Raw genomic sequence first — 20,210 nt, 5'->3', positions numbered from 1 at the left:
ACAATGAGCTATGCTCTCAAAACCCGCGCCGACGCGGCCACGGCTCGACCATGCAGTCATCATCCGCGTCGGCTTCCCTGCCTCCAGAAGGAGCCCATGCACCCCGACACACCTCCGTCATGGACACCGCCCACCCAGGAGCCCGAGCAGCCCGCCCAGGTGCGCCGCATACTCCGGCTCTTCCGTCCCTACCGAGGCCGCCTCGCCGTGGTCGGCCTGCTGGTCGCCGCCTCCGCGCTGGTCTCGGTCGCCTCGCCGTTCCTCCTCCGCGAGATCCTCGACACCGCCATCCCCGACGGCCGCACCGGACTGCTCACCCTGCTCGCCCTCGGCATGATCGCCGCGGCCGTCGTCAACAGCGTCTTCGGCGTTCTGCAGACCCTGATCTCCACCACCGTGGGCCAGCGCGTCATGCACGATCTGCGCACCGCGGTCTACGACCGGCTGCAGCGCATGCCGCTCGCCTTCTTCACCCGCACCCGCACCGGCGAGGTGCAGTCCCGTATCGCCAATGACATCGGCGGTATGCAGGCCACCGTCACCTCGACCGCGACCTCCCTGGTCTCCAACCTCACCAGCGTCGTCGCCACCGTCGTCGCGATGCTCGCGCTCGACTGGCGGCTGACCGTCGTCTCCCTGCTCCTGCTGCCGGTCTTCGTCTGGATCAGCCGTCGCGTCGGCGCCGAGCGCAAGAAGATCACCTCACAGCGCCAGAAGCAGATGGCGGCCATGTCCGCGATGGTCACCGAGTCCCTGTCGGTGAGCGGCATCCTGCTCGGCCGCAGCATGGGCCGGTCCGAGTCGCTCACCCAGCAGTTCGCCCAGGAGTCCGAGCGCCTCGTGGGCCTGGAAGTCCGCGCCAACATGGCCGGCCGCTGGCGGATGTCCACCATCGGCATCGTCATGGCCGCCATGCCCGCGCTGATCTACTGGGCCGCGGGCATCGCCCTCCAGGCCGGTGGCCCCGCCGTCTCCATCGGCACGCTCGTCGCCTTCGTCTCGCTCCAGCAGGGGCTGCTCCGGCCCACGGTGAGCCTGCTGTCCACCGGTGTGCAGGTGCAGACCTCCCTCGCCCTCTTCGCCCGCATCTTCGAATACCTCGACCTGCCGATCGACATCACCGAGCCCGCCGACCCGGTGCGCCTGGAGAAGGTGCGCGGCGAAGTCCGCTTCGACGGCGTCGACTTCGACTACGAAAGCGCGGCTCCCAGCCCCTCGAAGGGCGCATCGAACGGCGCCTCGAAGGGCACCCTGCGCGGCATCGATCTCACCGTCCCCGCGGGCGGCAGCCTGGCGGTCGTCGGACCGACCGGCTCCGGCAAGACGACCCTCAGCTATCTGGTGCCCCGGCTCTACGACGTGACCGGCGGCCGGGTGCTGATCGATGGTGTGGACGTGCGCGACCTCGACTTCGACTCCCTCGCCCGGGCCGTCGGCGTCGTCTCCCAGGAGACCTATCTCTTTCACGCCTCCGTCGCCGAGAATCTGCGCTTCGCCAAGCCCGACGCGACCGATGAGGAGATCGTGGCCGCGGCCGAGGCCGCCCAGATCCACGACCACATCGCTTCCCTCCCGGACGGCTATGACACCCTCGTGGGAGAGCGTGGCTACCGCTTCTCCGGTGGGGAGAAGCAGCGTCTGGCCATAGCCCGCACGATTCTGCGCGACCCGCCCGTCCTCATCCTCGACGAGGCCACCAGCGCCCTGGACACCCGCACCGAGCAGGCAGTCCAGGAGGCCATCGACTCCCTCTCGGCCGGTCGCACCACGATCACCATCGCCCACCGGCTCTCCACGGTGCGCGACGCCGACCAGATCGTCGTCCTCGACGGCGGCCGGATCGCCGAGCGGGGCGCCCACGAGGAGCTGCTGGCCATGGACGGGCGCTACGCCGCACTGGTGCGGCGTGACGCCCATCTGACGCCGGTGGCTCCCGCCGTCTAGCTCTCTGTGGAACCTCGGGCAAGAGCCATGGGGCACGCGGGCACTGGTGCCGGCCGGAGCCGAGGTGTCCGTGCCCTGCGCCGGGACCTCGCCCGCCGGATGGCAGACGATCCGACGTGTCGGGAGCTCCGGAGCGGCGCTCCCGCCCCCGGATTGCGCCGGTACCAGGTTCCTCAGCGTCTGGGAGGGCTCCAGGCCCAGTTCCTCGAGCAGCACCACCCGGCGGCATTGCTCGTACTGCCGCAGCGCCGCGCCCCTGTTGCCGACGGCGAGATGCGCCCTCATGAGCACGAGATGAGCGCTCTCCCGCAGGGGTTCCGCGCGTACGGCGACGAATCCGGCGGCGACGGCCTCGCCATGGCGGCCCGCCGCCGTCAGCCGTTCGGTCATCGCCTCCAGGGCGTACAGCCGGAGTTCATGGTATTGCTCCTGCTCGACCAGCACCCACTCGTTCTCCGACCACTCCGGTAGGAAATCGGCCGAGAGATCCTCCCGCGTCCGCGCGTTGAGGATGTCATCGCACGGGTGCGACATATCGAGCAGCCGGTGCGCGCGCGTCGCCGCCACATGGACATCCACGTCGATGTGTTCGCAGATCGCCAGTTCCTGGGTGGACGCGTCGATGACCTGATGCCCCGTGCGCGTGGCGCGCCATAACGACGACCGGACATTGGCGTTGGCGAAGCCGATGTCCTCGGGCACGCCGCCTGGCGGCATCGCTGCGGGCCGGATGTCCAGGACTTCGGCAGGTACGGCGCGCGGTCGATACCGGTGTGTCCGTGCCGGGAGGTGTAGGTGAGGTAGACGGCGACCTGGGTGTTCTCGATCCGTCCGGCGGTGCCGGTGTACTGGCGCTGGACACCGACGGTATGGGTGCCTTTCTTCAGGTCGCCGGTCTCGTCGACGACCAGTACGGCTTGGTCGTCGGCCAGGTGGTCCAGCACGAACGCGCGCAGGTCGTCGCGCACCAGATCGGCGTCCCACTTCGCCCGGCCGAGCAGGGGGTTGCAGCCCGTCCGGGCTGGTCTCGCCGGTGTGCTCGGCGATCGTCCAGCAGTTTTTGCGCGGCAGGTCCGCCAGCAGTCCGACCATCAACTGCCGTACCCGCAGCCGGGGCTCGACCCGCCCGAAGCGACCCGCTATCCGGCCCAGCAAGCCCTCGAACATCGCCTGCCAACGGGCAGGCACTACGCTGTGGCCCGCGGCCACCGCTTCGTCTTCAGTCGACACACCTGACGATGATCAGCGGTGGCGGCACCTGTCTCCCCTCGGCCCCCACCAGCAAGATCACATCTCCGGCTCTAGCCGGCCGCGGCAAAGGTCAGCGGAAATGCCTCGCCGGAATCCGCGTAATGGTGGAACCGACCGACCCAGGACGGCTCCTTGAGGGCCCGGATCTGGGTGCGGGGCAGCGCGATGTGCACATCGCGGCCGCCGTTCTGGTCGGCCGGGGTCGGTGCGATATGTACGGTCCAGGGAATGGGGGTGGCGGAGAAGTCGTACCAGAAGGGGGCGCCCTGCCCGAAGTCAATGCGATAGAAGGGCAGCTTCGACCAGTTGTTGATCGCGATGGTGGTGTCGAACGAGTCCAGCGCCATGGTGGTCATGACGCGCTTGAGGCGCCCCGCGTCGCGTTCGGCGCACAAGAACGCCACTTCCTCGCGGATTCGCTCCTCCGTGTTCTCCGCATAGCCCACGCGGATCGCCGCGGCGACCTCGCCGAGCGGGCGCGAGCGCAGTTCGGCCGCGGTCATCCCGGGCCGGGTGTTGGTGACGGCGTTGCCCCAGTAGTCATCTGGAACGGCCGCGCCGACGAACGAACGGAAGTCGGCGATGAGGCCGAGCCGTTCCTCGCTCGCATCAGGGCGGTCACGCAATGCTCCGAGCACTTTCCACAGATGGGCGGTGAGCGCGTCATTGGTCGACACCCACCGCTCCGTGCCCGCGAGGTCGGCCATCGCGGCGTCCTTCATGGCGGCCAGCTCGGCGGCGGTGAAGCGGGTGGTCACCGTCGTCACACTGCCGAGGCTGCCCCGCAGGGCGCGGCCCACGAAGGCGGCCTTCTGGCCGCGCCCGGTGACCGTGAAATGGGCACCGCCCGTCAGGGTGTCAGCGGAGGCGAAGGCGGCGAGTGCGTCGATGACCCCGCGGTCATGGCTGGGCTTGGCGTAGCCGAGGCCCCGGTGCTCGTGCGACCAGGCCTCCAGGAAGCTCATATAGCTGGATCCGTCGCCCAGGGCGTGGTTCATCGTGAGGCCCAGGATGGAGCCGCCGCCTTTCATATGGGTGAGCTTCACCGTGAAAAGCGGTGTATCGCGGTCGACCACCCAGAACGGTATGGCGTGACTGAGATAGCGATCCAGTCCCTTTTTCGCCGTGTGGCGGGGTCCGTAGTCCGGCATGGGCACGGATGCCTGCGCCTCGACGAAGCGCACCCCGGAGTCGTCGCAGAGCGCACTGAGACCGCCGTCGGGGTCCTTCTTCATGCGGCCCGAAAGGACGGGGAAGTTACGCAGTGTCCGGTCGAGGGAGGCGCGCAGCGCCTCGCCGTCGAGCGTCTCCCGGTAGAAAAAGGCGCGGGTCGTATAGACCGTGCTGAAGAGCATGTCGTAGACGCTCAGCCGTACGCGGTCACCGCTCGCCTCTCCGGCACACACGGTGAACGATCGCTTGGCGCCGCTCTCGGTGGCGGATGCCGTCATACTCACACGCTCTTTCGTCGGTCCCAAACACGCTGTCATCTCGGCGAGTTGACCCTAACCCCACGGGCGCGAGCGGCCTCCTGAAGGGGAACCGGGTTTAGGGAAATTCCCCAACTTTCGTCCGGCCTCGATCTTTCTCGGCGGCCGCGAGCGTGTTACAGGGCGTCCGGATCTTTCCCCTGCACGCCCCTGCACGCCCCTGCACGCCCCTTCCCGGCGCCAGGGCAGGGGTGGGAAGGGGAGCAGCCCGCCGCAGACGTCACGGTCCGTCGCCTTCGCCCAGCGCGACCCCAAACGCGCCACCCGCCGCGCGATCAATGCGCTGAACCAGCTCGGCCACACCGTCATCCTCAACCCGATCGAGGGCGCGGACTGACCACCGCATGGCCCGGACACCCGGTGGCCCTCTGAAGCCACCGGGCGCCCAGCCTTGCGCAACACCGCCCTGACCTGCGGTTTATTTACGCGTCAGAGGCTTCTTCCTGACCTGTACTCAGCTGTCGTCTCGTCATGTGGCGGAAGTTCGTGACCGGCAAGGAGGTCCGTTCCTGGCGGCTCCACCGGCGGGTCAACCTCACCGGGAAGAACTCGCGCAGCGGATCAATCCGATCGTCGCGGGCTGGACGCAGTACTACGGCCGGTTCTACCGATCGGCCTTGTATCCACTTTTGATGCGCCAGGTGGGAAGTGGCAGACGGTGATCTGGAGCCCGCTCTCGTGCGCGAAGGCGTGCAGGTGCTTCTTCCATGTCCAGCGGCGGGGATCGTTGGAGCCTTCGGAGTCGGCGTTGATCAGTAGCCGGGTGGCGTCCGGGTGGCCGGCTTGTCCGCGGTGCTGCCACCAGCGGCGGATGGACTCCACCGCGAACTCGGCGGTGTCATGGTCGGTTCCGACGTTGACCCAGCCGCTGTTGGGGGTGATGTCACCGGCTGGTTGTTGTTGAGGAAGGCGGCGGCGGTGCGGTTCAGGTGGGCGAACTGGGCGTCGCGGTCCGGATGGCCGACGCCCTCGTGGGTCTTCGCGGTGCCTCGCAGGCTGTAGCCCAGGGCGTGCAGCAGGTGTCCGACGGCCGTGGCGCTGACCGGATGGCCCTGGCCGGTCAAGGACGATGCCAAGGCACGCAGCGACAGCGTGGTCCAGCGCAGCGGCGAGACGGGATCGGAACCCGGATCCGGCGGGTTGGTGCAGGCTGCCCGGCAAGCTCGGCGATGCCGCGTGCGATGGTGGCGGTGCTGGTAGCGGAGGCCACCGCCACCACAGTGATGCCGCCGTGGCCGATCGCTGTGGCCTCGCTGGCCAGATAGAGCCGACGACGGCGCTCATCAAGGTGCGGCAGGATCTGGTCGAACTTCGTCCGCAGGGCTTCGGCCGCTGTACGGGGCTCATCCGCCGCCGCAGATCGACCCGGCCGAACCGGTGACCGACCCGCAACAGCACCTCCTCAAGCTCCGAAGCCCAGGCACCAGGCCGCACATCGTTTTGCACGATCAGCGCAACAGCTATCACAAGCCACTGGTCACGAACCTCCGTCACGTGCCGAGGTGACAGCTGAGTATGTTCAGAAACCAGCCTCTGACCAGCGACAATAGCGAACTGCAACGGGAGCGTTGAACGGTGCGGTTGACATTCGACCGGCATGGCCAACCGGTGGGGTTGGAGAAGCCGAGCCCGGGGAAGGAGGGAGACGAGCGATGGGGTCGCGACGCTCGGACGTCGCGGACGGCGCGGTGAGTCCACCCGCGCGCACGGGGTCAACAGCTCCCGCCTTTGTCTAAGGAAATTTGCAGATGTTGTCTGCGGAGACGTTTGGGTGCGCTTTTGAGCCGACCGCGAGGCTAGCATCGACATCGAGTCAGCCGGTGTAGCCGCCGACGACCTCGATACATGGGTTATAAATCGATGGAGGAGTCTTGGTCGACGCCCCGCACCCGCCTGTGTCAATGCCTACCAAGCGGAGCCGCCCCTTCAACCCTCCGGATGGCTACACCCCCCTGCGCGAGCGGGAGCGGATAACGCGCATGAGTTATCACGGCGGGACGCCCGGGTGGCTCATCACGCGCCACGCGGAAGCGAAGGAACTGCTCACCCATAAGAGCTTCAGCGCGCGCCAGGAGGGGATAATCTCTCCTGTCCCCACGGAGCTGGGGTACGCTGGCCCGGCCGATCCGGGCGCCTTTGCGAAGACGGATGATCCGAGCCACAGCCGGTATCGCAAGCTGGTCACCGGCTTTTTCACGGTTCGGCGCACGCGTCAGTTCACCCCCATGATCGAGCGAATCGTGCACGAACAACTCGACGACCTGGAAAAGGCCGGGCCGGGCGCCGATCTGGTGGAGGTCTTCACTGAATCCGTTCCCTCCCGGGTGATGTGCGAGATGATCGGCGTCCCCGAATCGGAGCGGAAGACCCTGCAGCGGCACGTGGAGACGCTCGGACGGCTCTCCTGTACCGTTCCCGAGGCGCTTGCCGCGGTGTCCGGGATGAGTGGATTCCTGTCGCGCTTCGTCCCCGTCAGGATGGACGACCCCCGAGACGACCTCCTCGGAGATTTGATCCGGGGCGGACAGCTCGATGAGCAAGAACTCATGGGCATGACCGCCACGTTGATCACCGGGGCCTTCGACACCACTGGCAACATGCTCGCCATGGGCGTCTTCACCCTGCTCGAGCACCCCGATCAACTCGCCAAGCTCCGGGAGGACCCGGAGCTCATGGGGGGCGCCGTCGAGGAGCTCCTCCGCTTCCTCACCATCTCCCACCTCGGGGCCAGCCGGTGGGCGCTGGAAGACGTCGAGTTCGCCGGCCAGAGCATCAAGAAGGGCGAGGTGGTCACCGTCGCCCTCCCCGCCGTCAACCGCGACCCCGAGCGCTACGGCAACCCCGATCAGCTGGACATCGGCCGTACGGACCACGGTCACCTGGCACTCGGCCACGGCGTCCACCAGTGTCTCGGCCAGCATCTCGCCCGCACGATCCTGCGCGTCGGCTACGAGGCCCTGTTCGACAGGTTCCCCACACTGCGGCTGGCCGTGCCGGGCGACGAGGTCTCCATGCGCGACGACTTCGTGCACTACGGCCCCAGGTCGCTTCCCGTCACCTGGGACGACTGATCGAGATACCAAGCGGTGGATGTGACGGACGATGTGGAGTTCTCGCATCGTCCGTCAAGCAAGTGGGCCCACAAGACGTACCACAGACAACAAGGTAGGACTGAGACCCGATGAGGATCACCGCCGACCGTGAGGTGTGCTGTTCGGCCGGCCAGTGCGCGCTGATCGCGCCTGACTTGTTCGACCAGAGCGACGAGGACGGCTCCGTCGTTCTGCTCGACGCACAGCCCGACACCGGACGGCTGGACGTTCTGCGAGAGGTCGTATCCCGCTGCCCGACCGGTGCGATCCGTGTCGAAGAAAACCCTGGCGTGTGAAAACAGCGCATGAAATTTCGGGGGCATGAATAGCGGCGGAGAAACGCATAGTGGCAAGAGTCACACGGCCGGTGAAACGCTACTGAAACCAAAACCCGGGAACACGCCTCGGGGTGTCAACCACGCCTGACTGGGTTTCTAGGGTTTCCCTTATGGGGGCAGAGCTAGTGTGGCCGGTGTCCGTCTGGCGAACCGTGTTTTCATTACTTTCAGGGCTGTTGCGCTCTTCCAGCGAACGACGCGTTTAGTGTGGAGTTTTTGATGCCTGCTGCATCCAACCAGAACAAGGCCGTTGACGCGCTGCGCAAGTCGTTCAAGGAAATCGAGCGGCTCCGGCGTCAGAACCGCCAGCTGACCAGTTCGGCCACCGAGCCCATTGCGATCATCGGTATGGCCTGCCGATTTCCGGGTGGAGTGAACTCTCCGGAAGCGCTGTGGCAGCTGGTCGCCGACGGATCGGACGCGATCTCGCCCTTCCCGACAAACCGTGGCTGGGACGTGGAGGGGATCTACAATCCGGACCCGGAACATCCGGGTACCAGTTACGTTCGCGAAGGCGGTTTCCTCCACGACGCGGACCAATTCGACTCCGCGTTTTTCGGCATCTCGCCTCGTGAGGCCCTGGCCATGGATCCCCAGCAGCGGCTGTTGCTGGAGACGTCGTGGGAGGTGTTGGAGCGGGCGGGCATCGACCCCGCGTCACTGCGTGGCAGCCAGACAGGCGTCTTCACCGGCGCCATGCACACCACTTACGCGTCCGACGGGGCGCAGATCCCGGACGAGATCGAGCCGTACCTCCACAACAGCGCCACCACCAGCATCGCCTCGGGCCGTGTCTCCTACACCTTCGGCTTCGAAGGCCCCGCGCTGACCGTGGACACCGCTTGCTCATCGGCGCTGGTCGCCCTGCATCTGGCCGCTCAGTCGCTGCGCCAGGGCGAGTGCTCCATGGCGCTGGTCGGCGGTGCGACGGTCATGGTCAGTCCCGAGGGCTTTGTCACCTTCAGCCGGCAGCGCGGTCTGGCCGTCGACGGCCGGTGCAAGGCGTTCGCCGACGGAGCCGACGGCACCATATGGTCCGAGGGCATCGGTGTGCTGCTGGTGGAGCGGCTGTCCGACGCCCGGCGCAACGGGCACCAGATACTCGCGGTGGTACGCGGCTCCGCCGTGAACCAGGACGGCGCGAGCAACGGTCTGACGGCTCCCAACGGCCCGTCACAGCGCCGTGTGATCCGGCAGGCCCTGGAAAACTGCGAGCTGACCCCCAGCCAGATCGACGCGGTCGAGGCGCACGGTACGGGCACGACGCTGGGCGACCCGATCGAGGCGCAGGCGCTGCTGGCCACGTACGGGCAGGACCGGCCGGAGGGGCGGCCGCTGTGGCTGGGCTCGCTGAAGTCGAACCTCGGCCACACGCAGGCCGCTGCCGGTGTGGCGGGCGTCATGAAGATGGTGCTGGCGATGCGGCATGGTGTGCTGCCGAAGACGCTGCACGTCGACGCCCCGTCGAGCCATGTGGACTGGTCCGAGGGCCAGGTCGAGTTGTTGACCGAGGCGCGGGCGTGGCCGGAGACGGGCGAGCCGCGCAGGGTTGGTGTGTCGTCGTTCGGTGTGAGCGGGACCAATGCGCATGTGATCCTGGAGCAGGCTCCGGAGGTCGAGGCGGAGGTTGCCGAGGAGTCTGCTGACGGCGGTGTCGCGGGCATCGCGGGTCCGGTGGCGTGGGTGGTGTCGGGTAAGAGTGACGCCGCCTTGCGGGCGCAGGCCGGGCGGTTGCGGGAGTTCGTGGCGGAGCGTCCGGAGCTGGGCGCCGCCGATGTGGCGCTCTCGCTGGCGACGACCAGGTTCGCCTTCGAGCAGCGCGTCGTGGTGACCGGGGCCGGCCGTGAGGAGCTCCTTGAGCGTCTGGAGGCGGTGGCCGAGGGGGTCAAGCTTCCCGGTGTGGTGTGGGGGAAGGATGCCGAGACGCCTGGCCGGTCGGTGTTTGTGTTCCCGGGGCAGGGGGCGCAGTGGGTGGGTATGGCGGTGGGGTTGCTGGAGTCTTCGCCGGTGTTCGCGGAGGCGATCGGCGAGTGTGAGTCGGCGCTGTCGGTGTATGTGGACTGGTCGTTGACGGATGTGCTGCGTGGGGTTGAGGGTGCTCCTGGTTTTGACCGGGTGGATGTGGTGCAGCCGGTGCTGTTCGCGGTGATGGTGTCGCTGGCGAAGTTGTGGCGTTCGGTGGGTGTGGAGCCGGATGCGGTGATGGGTCACAGTCAGGGTGAGATCGCGGCGGCGTGTGTGGCGGGTGCGTTGTCGCTGGAGGATGCCGCGAAGGTGGTGGCGTTGCGGTCGCAGGCGATCGCGGCGGGGCTTGCGGGTCGTGGTGGCATGGTGTCGGTCGGGCTGTCGGCGGATGCGGCCAAGGAGCGTGTCGCCGCCTGGGGCGGTGCGATTTCGGTGGCGGCGGTGAACGGTCCGGGTTCGGTCGTGGTGTCGGGTGACCCGGGTGCGCTGGATGAGATGGTCGCGCAGTTGGAGGGTGAGGAGGTGCGTGTTCGCCGGGTTCCGGTGGACTACGCCTCGCACTCGGCGCATGTGGAGGGGATCCGCGAGGAGCTGCTGAAGGTTCTGGCGGACATCGCGCCGCGTTCGTCGGAGGTGCCGTTCTACTCGACGGTGACCGGTGAGCTGGTGGACACGGCCGGTCTGGACGCGGAGTACTGGTACCGGAACCTGCGGCAGACCGTCGAGCTGGAGGTCACCACTCGGAAGCTGTTGGACGACGGCCACACCGTGTTCGTCGAGGCGAGCCCGCATCCCGTACTGATGCTGCCGTTGCAGCAGACCGTCGAGGCCGCTGAGGTCCAGGCGGTCGTCGTCGGCACGCTGCGGCGGGATGAGGGCGGGCCCGAGCGGTTCCTGACCTCCGCCGCCGAACTCCACGTCAGCGGGGTCGGCGTCGATTGGCGGAAGGTGTTCGCCGGCCATGGCGCCCGCCGTGTCGAACTGCCCACGTACGTCTTCCAGCGGGAGCGCTTCTGGCTCGAAGCTCGGGCGGGCGCGGGCGATGTGGGTTCGGTGGGGCTGGGCTCGCTGGGGCACCCGTTGCTGGGCGCGGTGGTGTCGTTGGCCAGCGGCGGTGGGGTGCTGCTGAGCGGGCGGCTGGCACTGGCCACACATGGGTGGCTGGCGGATCACGCCGTCCACGGGGTGACGTTGCTGCCCGGGACGGCCTTCGCGGAGCTGGTGGTACGGGCGGGTGACCAGGTCGGCTGTGGCCGGGTCGAGGAACTCATCCTGGAAGCGCCGCTGATCATGCCCGCGACGGGTGGCCTACAACTTCAGGTAGAGGTGGGGGAGTCGGACGCCTCCGGCTTCCGCGAGGTGAGTGTGTTCTCGCGGGACGAAGCGGAGAGTGAGGGTGCCGCGTGGACGCGGCATGCCCATGGTGTGCTGGGTTCGGCCGTGCCCGGTTCCGCGGCTCGGTTCGACTTTGGTGTGTGGCCTCCGGTGGGGGCCGAGTCGGTTGATGTGTCGGGTGAGTATGTGCGGGCGGCGGAGAACGGGCTGGAGTATGGGCCGGTTTTCCAGGGGTTGAAGCGTGCGTGGCGGCGTGATGGTGAGGTGTTCGCGGAGGTCGAGCTGCCGGAGGGAGAGCGGGAGCGGGCGGGCCAGTTCGGGCTGCATCCGGCGCTGTTCGACGCGGCGTTGCACGCGATGGGGGTGAGCGAGGGCCTGGGCGGTGGTTCGGGGAGTCTGCTGCCGTTCTCGTGGCGTGGGTTCGCTCTGGAGGCGGTGGGTGCGACATCGCTGCGGGTGCGGCTGGCGCCGGCGGGTGCTGGGTCGGATGCGGTGTCGGTGCTGGTGGCGGATGAGTCGGGACGTGGGGTGGCGTCGGTCGAGTCGCTGGTCCTGCGACCGGTTGCGGCCGATCAGCTGAACGCCGTGGCTGGGGCGGCGCGGGATGCGCTGTTCCGGGTCGAGTGGGTGGACGCGCCCGGGGCTGTCGTGGCGGGTGAGGTCCCGCCGCGGACAGAGGTTGTGCGGGTGGTCTCCGATGGCGCGGATGTGGTGGGTGAGGTGTACGGGCGGGTCCTTGAGGTCTTCGAGCGGGTCCAGGCGTGGGTCGCGGACGAAGAGCTCGCGGGTGAGCGGCTGGTGGTGGTGACCCGGGGCGCCGTCGATGCGGGCGATGGTGTGAGGGATTTGGCGGGGGCCGCGGTGTGGGGTCTGGTGCGGTCCGCTCAGGCGGAGAATCCCGGGCGTCTGGTGCTGGTGGACACCGATGATGTGGCGGGGGTGGCCGATCTTCTTCCCGGGGTGCTGGCTCTGGGTGAGGAGCAGGTGGTGGTGCGGTCGGGTGCGGTGCGGGTGCCGCGTCTGGGCCGGTCGCTGCCTTCGGGTGACGCTCCGGAGTCGGGTGCGTTCGGTTCCGGCGCGGTGCTGGTGACGGGTGGCACGGGTGTGCTGGGCGGCTTGGTGGCGCGGCACTTGGTGGCCCGGCACGGTGTCGGGAAGCTGGTGCTGCTCTCCCGTCGTGGTGCGGAGGCCGCGGGTGCGGCCGAGTTGCGCGCCGGGTTGGAGGCCGCTGGCGCCGAGGTGGTGATCGCGGCGTGTGATGCCGCGGATCGTGAGGCTCTGGCCGGGGTGTTGTCGCAGCTGCCGGAGGGCTTTGGTCTGAGCGGTGTGGTGCATGCGGCGGGTGTGCTCGATGACGGGTTGCTGACGTCGTTGACGCGTGAGCGGGTTGAGCCGGTGTTGCGGGCGAAGGTGGACGCGGCGTGGAATCTGCATGAGCTGACCGCGGGGATGGACCTGTCGGCGTTTGTGTTGTTCTCGTCGGCTACTGGCGTGCTGGGTGGTGCGGGGCAGAGCAACTACGCGGCGGCGAATGTGTTCCTGGACGGCCTGGCGTCGTGGCGTCGGACCCGGGGGCTGCCCGGGGTGTCGATGGCATGGGGTCTGTGGGCCGAGGCCAGCGGAATGACCGGACACCTCGGCGAGGATGACATCCGGCGGATATCCCGCTCGGGCGTGCTGCCACTGGCCACGGACGAGGGGCTTGAGCTGTTCGACGCCGCTCTGGTCTCGGACGTGGTGGTGCCCGTTCTCTTCCGGCTGGACAGCTCGGCGCTGCGCGCGCGGGGTGCCGAGGTCCCCGCCCTCTTCCGCAACGTCGTGCCGGGGATGGCCGTCCGGCGTGTCGCGGGCACCGGAGAGGCGGACGCGGATGAGGTTGCGGCCCGCCTGCGGCGGCGACTGGTCAGCATGTCCGAGGCGGAGCAGGAACAGTTCCTGCTCGAAGAGCTGATCCGCGTCCATGTGGCCGCCGTCCTGGGACACGCCAAGTCGGACACTGTGGAGGTGGGACGCCCCTTCAAGGACCTGGGCTTCGACTCGCTCACCGCCGTGGACCTGCGGGCCCGTCTGAGCGCGGAAACGGGTCTGCGCCTCCCGGCGACACTCGTTTTCGACTACCCGAACCCGACGGTACTGGCGGGCCATCTGCGCTCGGAGATCCTCGGCTCCCAGGACAGCGCCATCGCGGCACCGGCGGGCGGGTCCTTCGGGGCCGCGTGGCGCAAGGACGACGAGCCGATCGCGATCGTGGCCATGAGTTGCCGATTCCCCGGTGCGGTGCGGACGCCCGAAGAGCTGTGGCAGCTGGTGATGGCGGGCACCGATGCCACGTCGCCGCTCCCGTCCAACCGTGGCTGGGACCTCGAGTCCACGTACGACCCGGACCCCTCGCACGAGGGCACGTACTACGTCCGCAACGGTGGCTTCCTCTACGAGGCGGACGAATTCGACCCGGAGTTCTTCGGGATCTCGCCGCGTGAGGCGCTGTCGATGGATCCGCAGCAGCGGCTGCTGCTGGAGACGTCGTGGGAGGCGTTCGAGCGGGCCGGCATCGCTCCCGAGACGGCGAAGGGAAGCCGGACCGGCGTCTTCGTCGGCGTGATGTACAACGACTACGGCAGCCGTCTGGAAGGGAACGCCCCCGAAGGCTTTGAGGGCTACCTCGGCATGGGCAGCGCGGCCAGCGTGGCCTCGGGCCGGATCTCCTACACTTTCGGCCTTGAGGGGCCTGCTGTGACGGTGGACACCGCGTGTTCGTCGTCGCTTGTCGCGCTGCACCTGGCGGTCCAGGCGCTGCGCCAGGGCGAGTGCGACATGGCGCTGACCGGTGGTGCGACGGTGATGTCCACACCGGTCGCGCTGGTGGATTTCAGCCGTCAGCGCGCGCTGTCCGCGGACGGCAAGTGCAAGGCGTTCAGCAATCGCGCCGACGGCTTCGGATTCGCCGAGGGCGTCGGGCTGCTGCTCGTGGAGCGGCTGTCGGACGCGCGACGCAACGGGCACGAAGTGCTGGCCCTCGTCCGGGGTTCGGCGACCAACCAGGATGGTGCGTCCAACGGCCTGACCGCCCCGAACGGCCCGTCTCAACAGCGGGTGATCCGCGCGGCGCTGGCGAACGCCGGGCTGTCGGCGGCCGAGGTGGACGCGGTCGAGGCACATGGCACCGGCACCCCGCTGGGCGATCCCATTGAGGCGCAGGCTCTGCTGGCCACCTACGGCCAGGACCGGCCCGCGGACCAGACAGTGTGGCTCGGCTCGGTGAAGTCGAACATCGGCCATGCGCAGGCGGCGGCCGGTGTGGCTGGTGTCATCAAGATGGTGATGGCGATGCGGCATGGCACGCTGCCGAAGACGCTGCACATCGATGAGCCGTCGGCGCATGTGGACTGGTCCGCGGGTGCAGTGCGCCTGCTGACGGACGATATGCCCTGGCCGGAGACGGGACGGCCGCGGCGCGCGGCGGTCTCCTCCTTCGGGATGAGTGGCAGCAATGCCCACGCGGTGCTGGAACAGGCCCCGCTCGACGACGCTCCCGGCCTTGCCGCCGATGACGACGCCCCGGCCGGGGAACTGCCGGAGATCACGCCCTGGGTGATCTCCGGACGGTCGGAGACCGCGGTGGAGGCGCAGGCGGAGCGGCTGCTGACGCATGTGCGCGAGCGCCGAGAGCTGTCGCCCGCCGATATCGGGCTGTCGTTGGCGACCACGCGCAGTGTGTTCGAACACCGCGCGGTGGTGCTGGCGGGCGACGGGGACGGCCTCATCAACGGCCTGGGCGCATTGGCCGAGGGGAACGTGGCCCCCGGTGTGGTACGGGGGATGGCGGCGGCCCGGGACCAGGCAGTGCTTGTCTTCCCCGGTCAGGGGTCGCAGTGGGTGGGGATGGCGGCGGAGTTGCTGGAGTCTTCGCCGGTGTTCGCGGAGCGGATCGGTGAGTGCGCGGCCGCGCTGGCGCCGTTCGTGGACTGGCCGCTTGCGGATGTGCTGCGGGGTGGGGAGGGCACCGCGGAGGCGTTGGAGCGGGTCGATGTGGTGCAGCCCGTGTTGTGGGCGGTGATGGTGTCGTTGGCTGAGTTGTGGCGTTCGTATGGGGTGGAGCCCGCGGCTGTCATTGGTCATTCGCAGGGTGAGATCGCGGCGGCGTGTGTGGCGGGTGCGTTGTCGTTGGAGGACGCGGCGCGGGTGGTGGCGTTGCGGAGTAAGACGCTGCGGGCGCTGTCGGGGCGTGGCGGGATGGTGTCCGTGTCGCTGCCCATGGACTCGGTGCGGGAGCGGCTTGAGGCGTGGGGCGAGCGGTTGTCGGTGGCGGCGGTGAACGGGCCCTCGGCGGTCGTGGTGTCTGGTGACGCCGACGCGTTGGACGAGCTGCTGGCGGCCTGCGAGGGCGACGGGATCCGGGCGCGGCGTGTGCCGGTGGATTACGCCTCCCACTGCGCTCACGTCGAGGCCATCGAGGACGAGCTTCAGCAGATCCTCGCGGGAATCGCCCCGCGCTCGTCGTCGGTGCCGTTCTATTCGACGGTGACCGGCGGGGTGCTGGACACGGCCGGTCTGGACGCCGCGTACTGGTACCGGAATCTGCGTCAGACGGTGCGTTTCGACGAGACCGTCCGTGTTCTGCTGGCAGACGGTTTCCAGGTGTTCATCGAGGCCAGTGCCCATCCGGTGCTCACCATGGGGGTTGAGCAGACGGCCGAGGACCACGCCACGCCCGTCACCGCCGTGGGTTCGCTGCGCCGTGAGGAAGGCGGCCTGGAGCGTTTTCTGACCTCTGTGGCCCAGGCGTATGTGGGCGGTGTGTCCGTCGACTGGCCGGGGGTGTTCGCCGGGACGGGCGCGAAGCAGGTGGAGCTGCCGACGTATGCCTTCCAGCGCACGCGCTTCTGGCTGGAGCCCGAGGCCATCAACGGCGCTGGTGATGTGGCGTCGGTGGGGCTGGACTCTGCCGGGCATCCGTTGCTGGGCGCCGCCGTGCCGCTGCCCGACTCGGACGGTTTCCTGCTCACCGGTCGGCTGTCGCTCCGTACGCATCCCTGGCTCGCCGACCATGCGGTGTTGGGCCGGGTCATCCTGCCCGGTACGGCGTTTGTCGAGCTGGCGTCGCGGGCCGGTGACGCGGTGGGTTGTGACCGGTTGGAGGAGCTGACGCTGGAGGCGCCTCTGGTGCTGCCCGAAGAGGGGGCGGTCCAGGTGCAGCTGGTGGTGAGCGGGCCGGTACAGGATGGGCTGCGCGAGTTCAGCGTTTATTCCCGCCGTGGCGATGGTCCGGACGCGTCGTGGACGTGCCATGCGAAGGGTGCGCTCGCCCTGGCGTCCGCCGCCGACAGGGCGACGGGCCCGGTGGGCCTGGAGGCATGGCCGCCGGCGGGGGCGGAAGCGCTCGAGACCGCGGGCTTCTACGAGGATGTGGCGGCCACCGGGCTGGCGTACGGGCCGGTGTTCCAGGGGCTGCGCGCCGTGTGGCGCAAGGGTGATGAGGTCTTCGCCGAGGTGGCGCTGCCGGAGGAGTCGCGGGCGGAGGCGGCCCGGTTCGGGCTGCACCCCGCGCTGCTCGATGCGGCGCTGCACGCCTGGCTGGTGTCCGCCGCCGAGGGAGGCGGGAAGGCGGAGGGAATCCAACTGCCGTTTGTGTGGAGTGGCGTGTCGCTGTACGCCACCGGCGCGACCTCCCTGCGGGTGCGGCTGGCCCGCACGGGCGCCGAGGGGATGTCGGTGCTCGTGGCGGACGCCGCCGGTGCGCTGGTGGCGTCGGCGGACGCGCTGGTCACCCGGCCGGTCTCGGAAGCGCAGCTCGCGTCGTCCGCCGGCGACGACGAGTCGCTGTACCGGGTGGAGTGGGTCGCGGCCCCCACCACCGACCCCGCCCCCGCCACCGACCAGTGCGCCGTGGCCGGGCCGGACCCCTTCGGTGTGGCCAGGGCGTTGAAGGCGGCCGACGGGTCGGTGGAGGAACACACCGACCTGGCCGCTCTCGCGGCGCATGTGGGATCGGGTGCTCCGATGCCGGACCTGGTGTTCGTCACGGTGTCCTCCGGCCCCGGTGAGGACGTCGTCCCGGCGGCACACGCCGTGGCCCACCGGGCCCTGGAGATGGTGCGGGCGTGGCTGGCTGAGGACGGGTTCGCCGGGGCGCGGCTGGTGTTCGTCACCCGGGGCGCGCTGGCGACCGAGGACGGTGCGGATCCGCGTGATCTGGCGGCGGCTCCGGTGTGGGGGCTGGTGCGGTCGGCGCAGGCCGAGCATCCGGACCGGTTCGTTCTGCTGGACGTGGACGGTGCCGGGGCGTCGCTGGCCGTGGTGCATCAGGCGGTGTCCATCGGGGAGCCGCAGCTCGCGGTGCGCGGTGCCGAGGTGCTGGTGCCGCGTCTGGCCCCCGGTGCCGCGAGGGGTGTGCTGACGCCGCCGGATGGTGGGGAGGCGTGGCGGCTGGAGGCGTCCGGAGCGGGCACGCTGGAGGGGCTGAGGCCGGCCACGGCCACGGATGCCACCGGGGAGCTCGGCGAGCACGAGGTGCGGGTCGCCGTGCGCGCCGCGGGCATGAACTTCCGCGATGTCCTGATCTGCCTGAACATGTATCCGGACCCGGGGGCCGTGATGGGGAGCGAGGGAGCCGGTGTGGTCGTGGCCACCGGCCCCGGCGTGACCTCCCTCGCCGTCGGCGACCGGGTCATGGGGCTGTGGAACGGCGGATTCGGGCCGTTGACCGTGGCCGATCACCGCAGCCTGGTGCGGATCCCGGACGGCTGGTCCTTCACCCAGGCCGCGCCCATTGCCGTCGTCTTCGGAACGGCTTTGTACGGACTGCGGGAGTTGGGGGGCCTGCGGCGTGGTGAGTCGCTGCTGGTGCATTCGGCTGCTGGTGGTGTGGGTATGGCGGCGGTGCAGTTGGCGCGGGCGTGGGGTGTGGAGGTGTTCGCGACCGCGAGCGAGTCCAAGTGGGATGTTCTGCGCGGGCTGGGGCTGGACGATGCGCATATCGCGTCGTCGCGGACGCTGGAGTTCGAGGAGCGGTTCAGGGAGGCCTCGGGTGGTCGTGGTGTGGATGTGGTTCTGGACTCTCTGGCCGGTGAGTTCGTGGACGCGTCGCTGCGGCTGCTGGGTGAGGGCGGGCGGTTCATCGAGATGGGCAAGACGGATGTGCGGTCGGCCGAGGAGGTGGCCGCGGCGCATCCGGGGGTGATGTACCGGGCGTTCGACCTGGCCGAGGCGGGTCCGGAGCGTATCGGGGAGATGCTTGCGGAGATCGTGGCGCTCTTCGGACGAGGTGAGCTGGAGCCGCTGCCCGCACGGGTGTGGGATGTGCGCAGGGCTCCTGAGGTGTTCCGGTTCATGAGCCAGGCGCGTCATGTGGGCAAGCTGGTGCTGAGTGTTCCGGCCGCGCTGGACCCGGAGGGGACGGTACTGATCACCGGCGCCGGAGGTGTCCTGGGCGGGTTGGTCGCCCGGCATATGGTGGCCGAGCACGGCATACGCCGCCTGCTGCTGGTCAGCCGCCGTGGCCGCGCGGCCGAGAGTCTGACAGAGCTCGAGGCGGAGCTGACGGCTCAGGGGGTCTCGGTCACGGTCGCGGCCTGCGATGTCGCCGACCGCGAGGCGCTGGCCGATCTGCTGGCCGACCTCCCCGACGGACACGGTCTGACCGGTGTGGTTCATGCCGCGGGTCTTCTGGATGACGGCACGGTGGCCTCGCTGACGCCGGAGCGGCTGGACGCGGTGTTGCGGGCGAAGGTCGACGGGGCGTGGCATCTGCACGAGCTGACGCGCCGTTTCGATGTGGCCATGTTCGCCCTGTTCTCGTCGGCCGCCGGGGTCCTGGGGGCCGCGGGGCAGGCGAACTACGCCGCCGCCAACACGTTCCTGGACGGGCTGGCTCAGCGGCGCCGGGCGATGGGCCTGCCCGGAGTGTCGCTCGCCTGGGGTCTGTGGGCTGAGCGCTCCGGGATGACCGGACATCTCGATCAGGCGGACATCTCGCGGATGACGCGGGGGGGACTGGTGCCGTTCTCCTCCGAGGAGGGGTTGCGGCTGTTCGACAAGGCGGGTCGGCTGGCCGAGGGTGTGGTGGTGCCCGCCCGGCTCGACCTCGGCCAGTTGGCGGCCACCGCCGATACCTCGCCCGTACCCCCGCTGCTCAACGGGCTCGTACGACGGTCCGTTACACCCCGGCGTGCCTCGGCCCAGGAAGAGGCTGGTTCGCAGGAGGCGTCGTTGGCGCGGCGGCTGGCCGGGCTCGGTCAGGGGGAGCGGCGGCGGATGTTGCTGCGTCTGGTCCAGGAGCACGCCGCCACGGTCCTCGGTCATGGGACGGCGTCCGCGGTGGACACCGATCGGGGCTTCCTGGAGCTGGGCTTCGACTCGCTCACCGCGGTCGAGCTGCGTAACCGGCTGAACGCGGCCAGCGGGCTACGCCTACCCGCCACCCTTATCTTCGATTACCCGACGCCTGCCGCGTTGGCCGGACACCTGGTTGCGGAGATCGCCCCCGTGGCGGCGGACGAAGCGCCCGATGTGGCTGCCGAACTCGACCGGCTGGAAGCCGCGTTGCTCGGCACGGACACCTCGGCCGACGACGCCACCCGCGCGCTGGTGACCGACCGACTGAAGCGCCTGCTGTCCCAGTGGGACGGCGGCCGTGGCGGCCCGGTGCCGGACGGTCAGGCCGGCGGAGCGACCAACGGCTCCGGCGACGCGGACGGTGTCGCCGACCACCTGGAGACGGCGGCGGCCGACGAACTCTTCGCCTTCATCGACGAGGAGTTCGGGACGTCGTGATCCGACCAGCGGCCGCCACCACG

Annotated in this window: 6 protein-coding genes and 3 pseudogenes; 5 read left to right on the top strand and 4 right to left on the bottom strand. The window is 69.3% G+C overall.

Translation table 11 applies throughout. From position 1 onward, the window contains the following. Positions 1-96 precede the first annotated feature (96 nt). Positions 97-1,944 (top strand): ABC transporter ATP-binding protein, encoded by a 1,848-nt coding sequence (locus ACMTAK_RS06195; protein WP_413805222.1) that lies wholly within the window; start codon positions 97-99, stop codon positions 1,942-1,944. Positions 1,945-2,169: 225 nt separating this feature from the next. Here the strand turns inward: ACMTAK_RS06195 and ACMTAK_RS06190 are convergent. From ACMTAK_RS06190 to ACMTAK_RS06180, 3 genes and pseudogenes are all read right to left on the bottom strand, one after another. Next, positions 2,170-2,478: pseudogene (locus ACMTAK_RS06190) on the bottom strand (AfsR/SARP family transcriptional regulator); the annotation flags it as partial. A 144-nt stretch (positions 2,479-2,622) separates the two neighbouring features. Next, positions 2,623-3,111, bottom strand: a pseudogene (locus ACMTAK_RS06185) (IS701 family transposase); the annotation flags it as partial. A 134-nt stretch (positions 3,112-3,245) separates the two neighbouring features. Beyond that, a complete protein-coding gene (locus ACMTAK_RS06180; protein ID WP_413805221.1) occupies positions 3,246-4,646 on the bottom strand; it encodes an acyltransferase in 1,401 nt (466 codons plus the stop codon). Positions 4,647-5,158: 512 nt separating this feature from the next. On the opposite strand from ACMTAK_RS06180, the gene ACMTAK_RS06175 reads away from it, so the two are divergent. Further along, positions 5,159-5,347, top strand: a complete 189-nt coding sequence (locus ACMTAK_RS06175) for a group II intron maturase-specific domain-containing protein (RefSeq protein ID WP_413805220.1) — start codon at positions 5,159-5,161, stop codon at positions 5,345-5,347. Here ACMTAK_RS06175 and ACMTAK_RS06170 read toward each other — a convergent pair. Further along, positions 5,313-6,006 (bottom strand): annotated as a pseudogene (locus tag ACMTAK_RS06170) (ISAzo13-like element transposase-related protein); the annotation flags it as partial. The gene ACMTAK_RS06175 and the pseudogene ACMTAK_RS06170 overlap by 35 nt on opposite strands. 904 nt (positions 6,007-6,910) lie before the next feature. Here ACMTAK_RS06170 and ACMTAK_RS06165 point away from each other — a divergent pair. The 3 genes from ACMTAK_RS06165 (at position 6,911) to ACMTAK_RS06155 (ending at position 20,187) form a co-directional block, all read left to right on the top strand. Continuing rightward, complete coding sequence (locus ACMTAK_RS06165; RefSeq protein ID WP_413805219.1) at positions 6,911-7,756, top strand: cytochrome P450; 846 nt, start codon at positions 6,911-6,913, stop codon at positions 7,754-7,756. Between the two features lie 110 nt (positions 7,757-7,866). Next, a complete protein-coding gene (locus tag ACMTAK_RS06160; RefSeq protein ID WP_413805218.1) occupies positions 7,867-8,073 on the top strand; it encodes a ferredoxin in 207 nt (68 codons plus the stop codon). Positions 8,074-8,334: 261 nt separating this feature from the next. Beyond that, positions 8,335-20,187: an SDR family NAD(P)-dependent oxidoreductase gene (locus ACMTAK_RS06155; protein WP_413805217.1), complete on the top strand. Its 11,853-nt coding sequence runs from the start codon at positions 8,335-8,337 to the stop codon at positions 20,185-20,187. The last annotated feature ends 23 nt before the right edge of the window (positions 20,188-20,210 follow it).

It is taken from the genome of Streptomyces lacaronensis, from assembly GCF_047337785.1.
In the GTDB taxonomy this organism is placed as follows: Bacteria; Actinomycetota; Actinomycetes; order Streptomycetales; family Streptomycetaceae; genus Streptomyces; species Streptomyces lycopersici.
The sequence above is the reverse complement of the archived record's forward strand: the minus strand, read 5'-3'. Positions and strand labels throughout refer to the sequence as shown.

Excerpts from the sequence above, each read along its gene's own strand:
- ACMTAK_RS06195 (WP_413805222.1), top strand. The coding sequence starts at position 97 with ATGCACCCCGACACACCTCCGTCATGGACACCGCCCACCCAGGAGCCC.
- ACMTAK_RS06165 (WP_413805219.1), top strand. The coding sequence starts at position 6,911 with ATGATCGAGCGAATCGTGCACGAACAACTCGACGACCTGGAAAAGGCC.
- ACMTAK_RS06160 (WP_413805218.1), top strand. The coding sequence starts at position 7,867 with ATGAGGATCACCGCCGACCGTGAGGTGTGCTGTTCGGCCGGCCAGTGC.
- ACMTAK_RS06180 (WP_413805221.1), bottom strand. The coding sequence starts at position 4,646 with ATGACGGCATCCGCCACCGAGAGCGGCGCCAAGCGATCGTTCACCGTG.
- ACMTAK_RS06155 (WP_413805217.1), top strand. The coding sequence starts at position 8,335 with ATGCCTGCTGCATCCAACCAGAACAAGGCCGTTGACGCGCTGCGCAAG.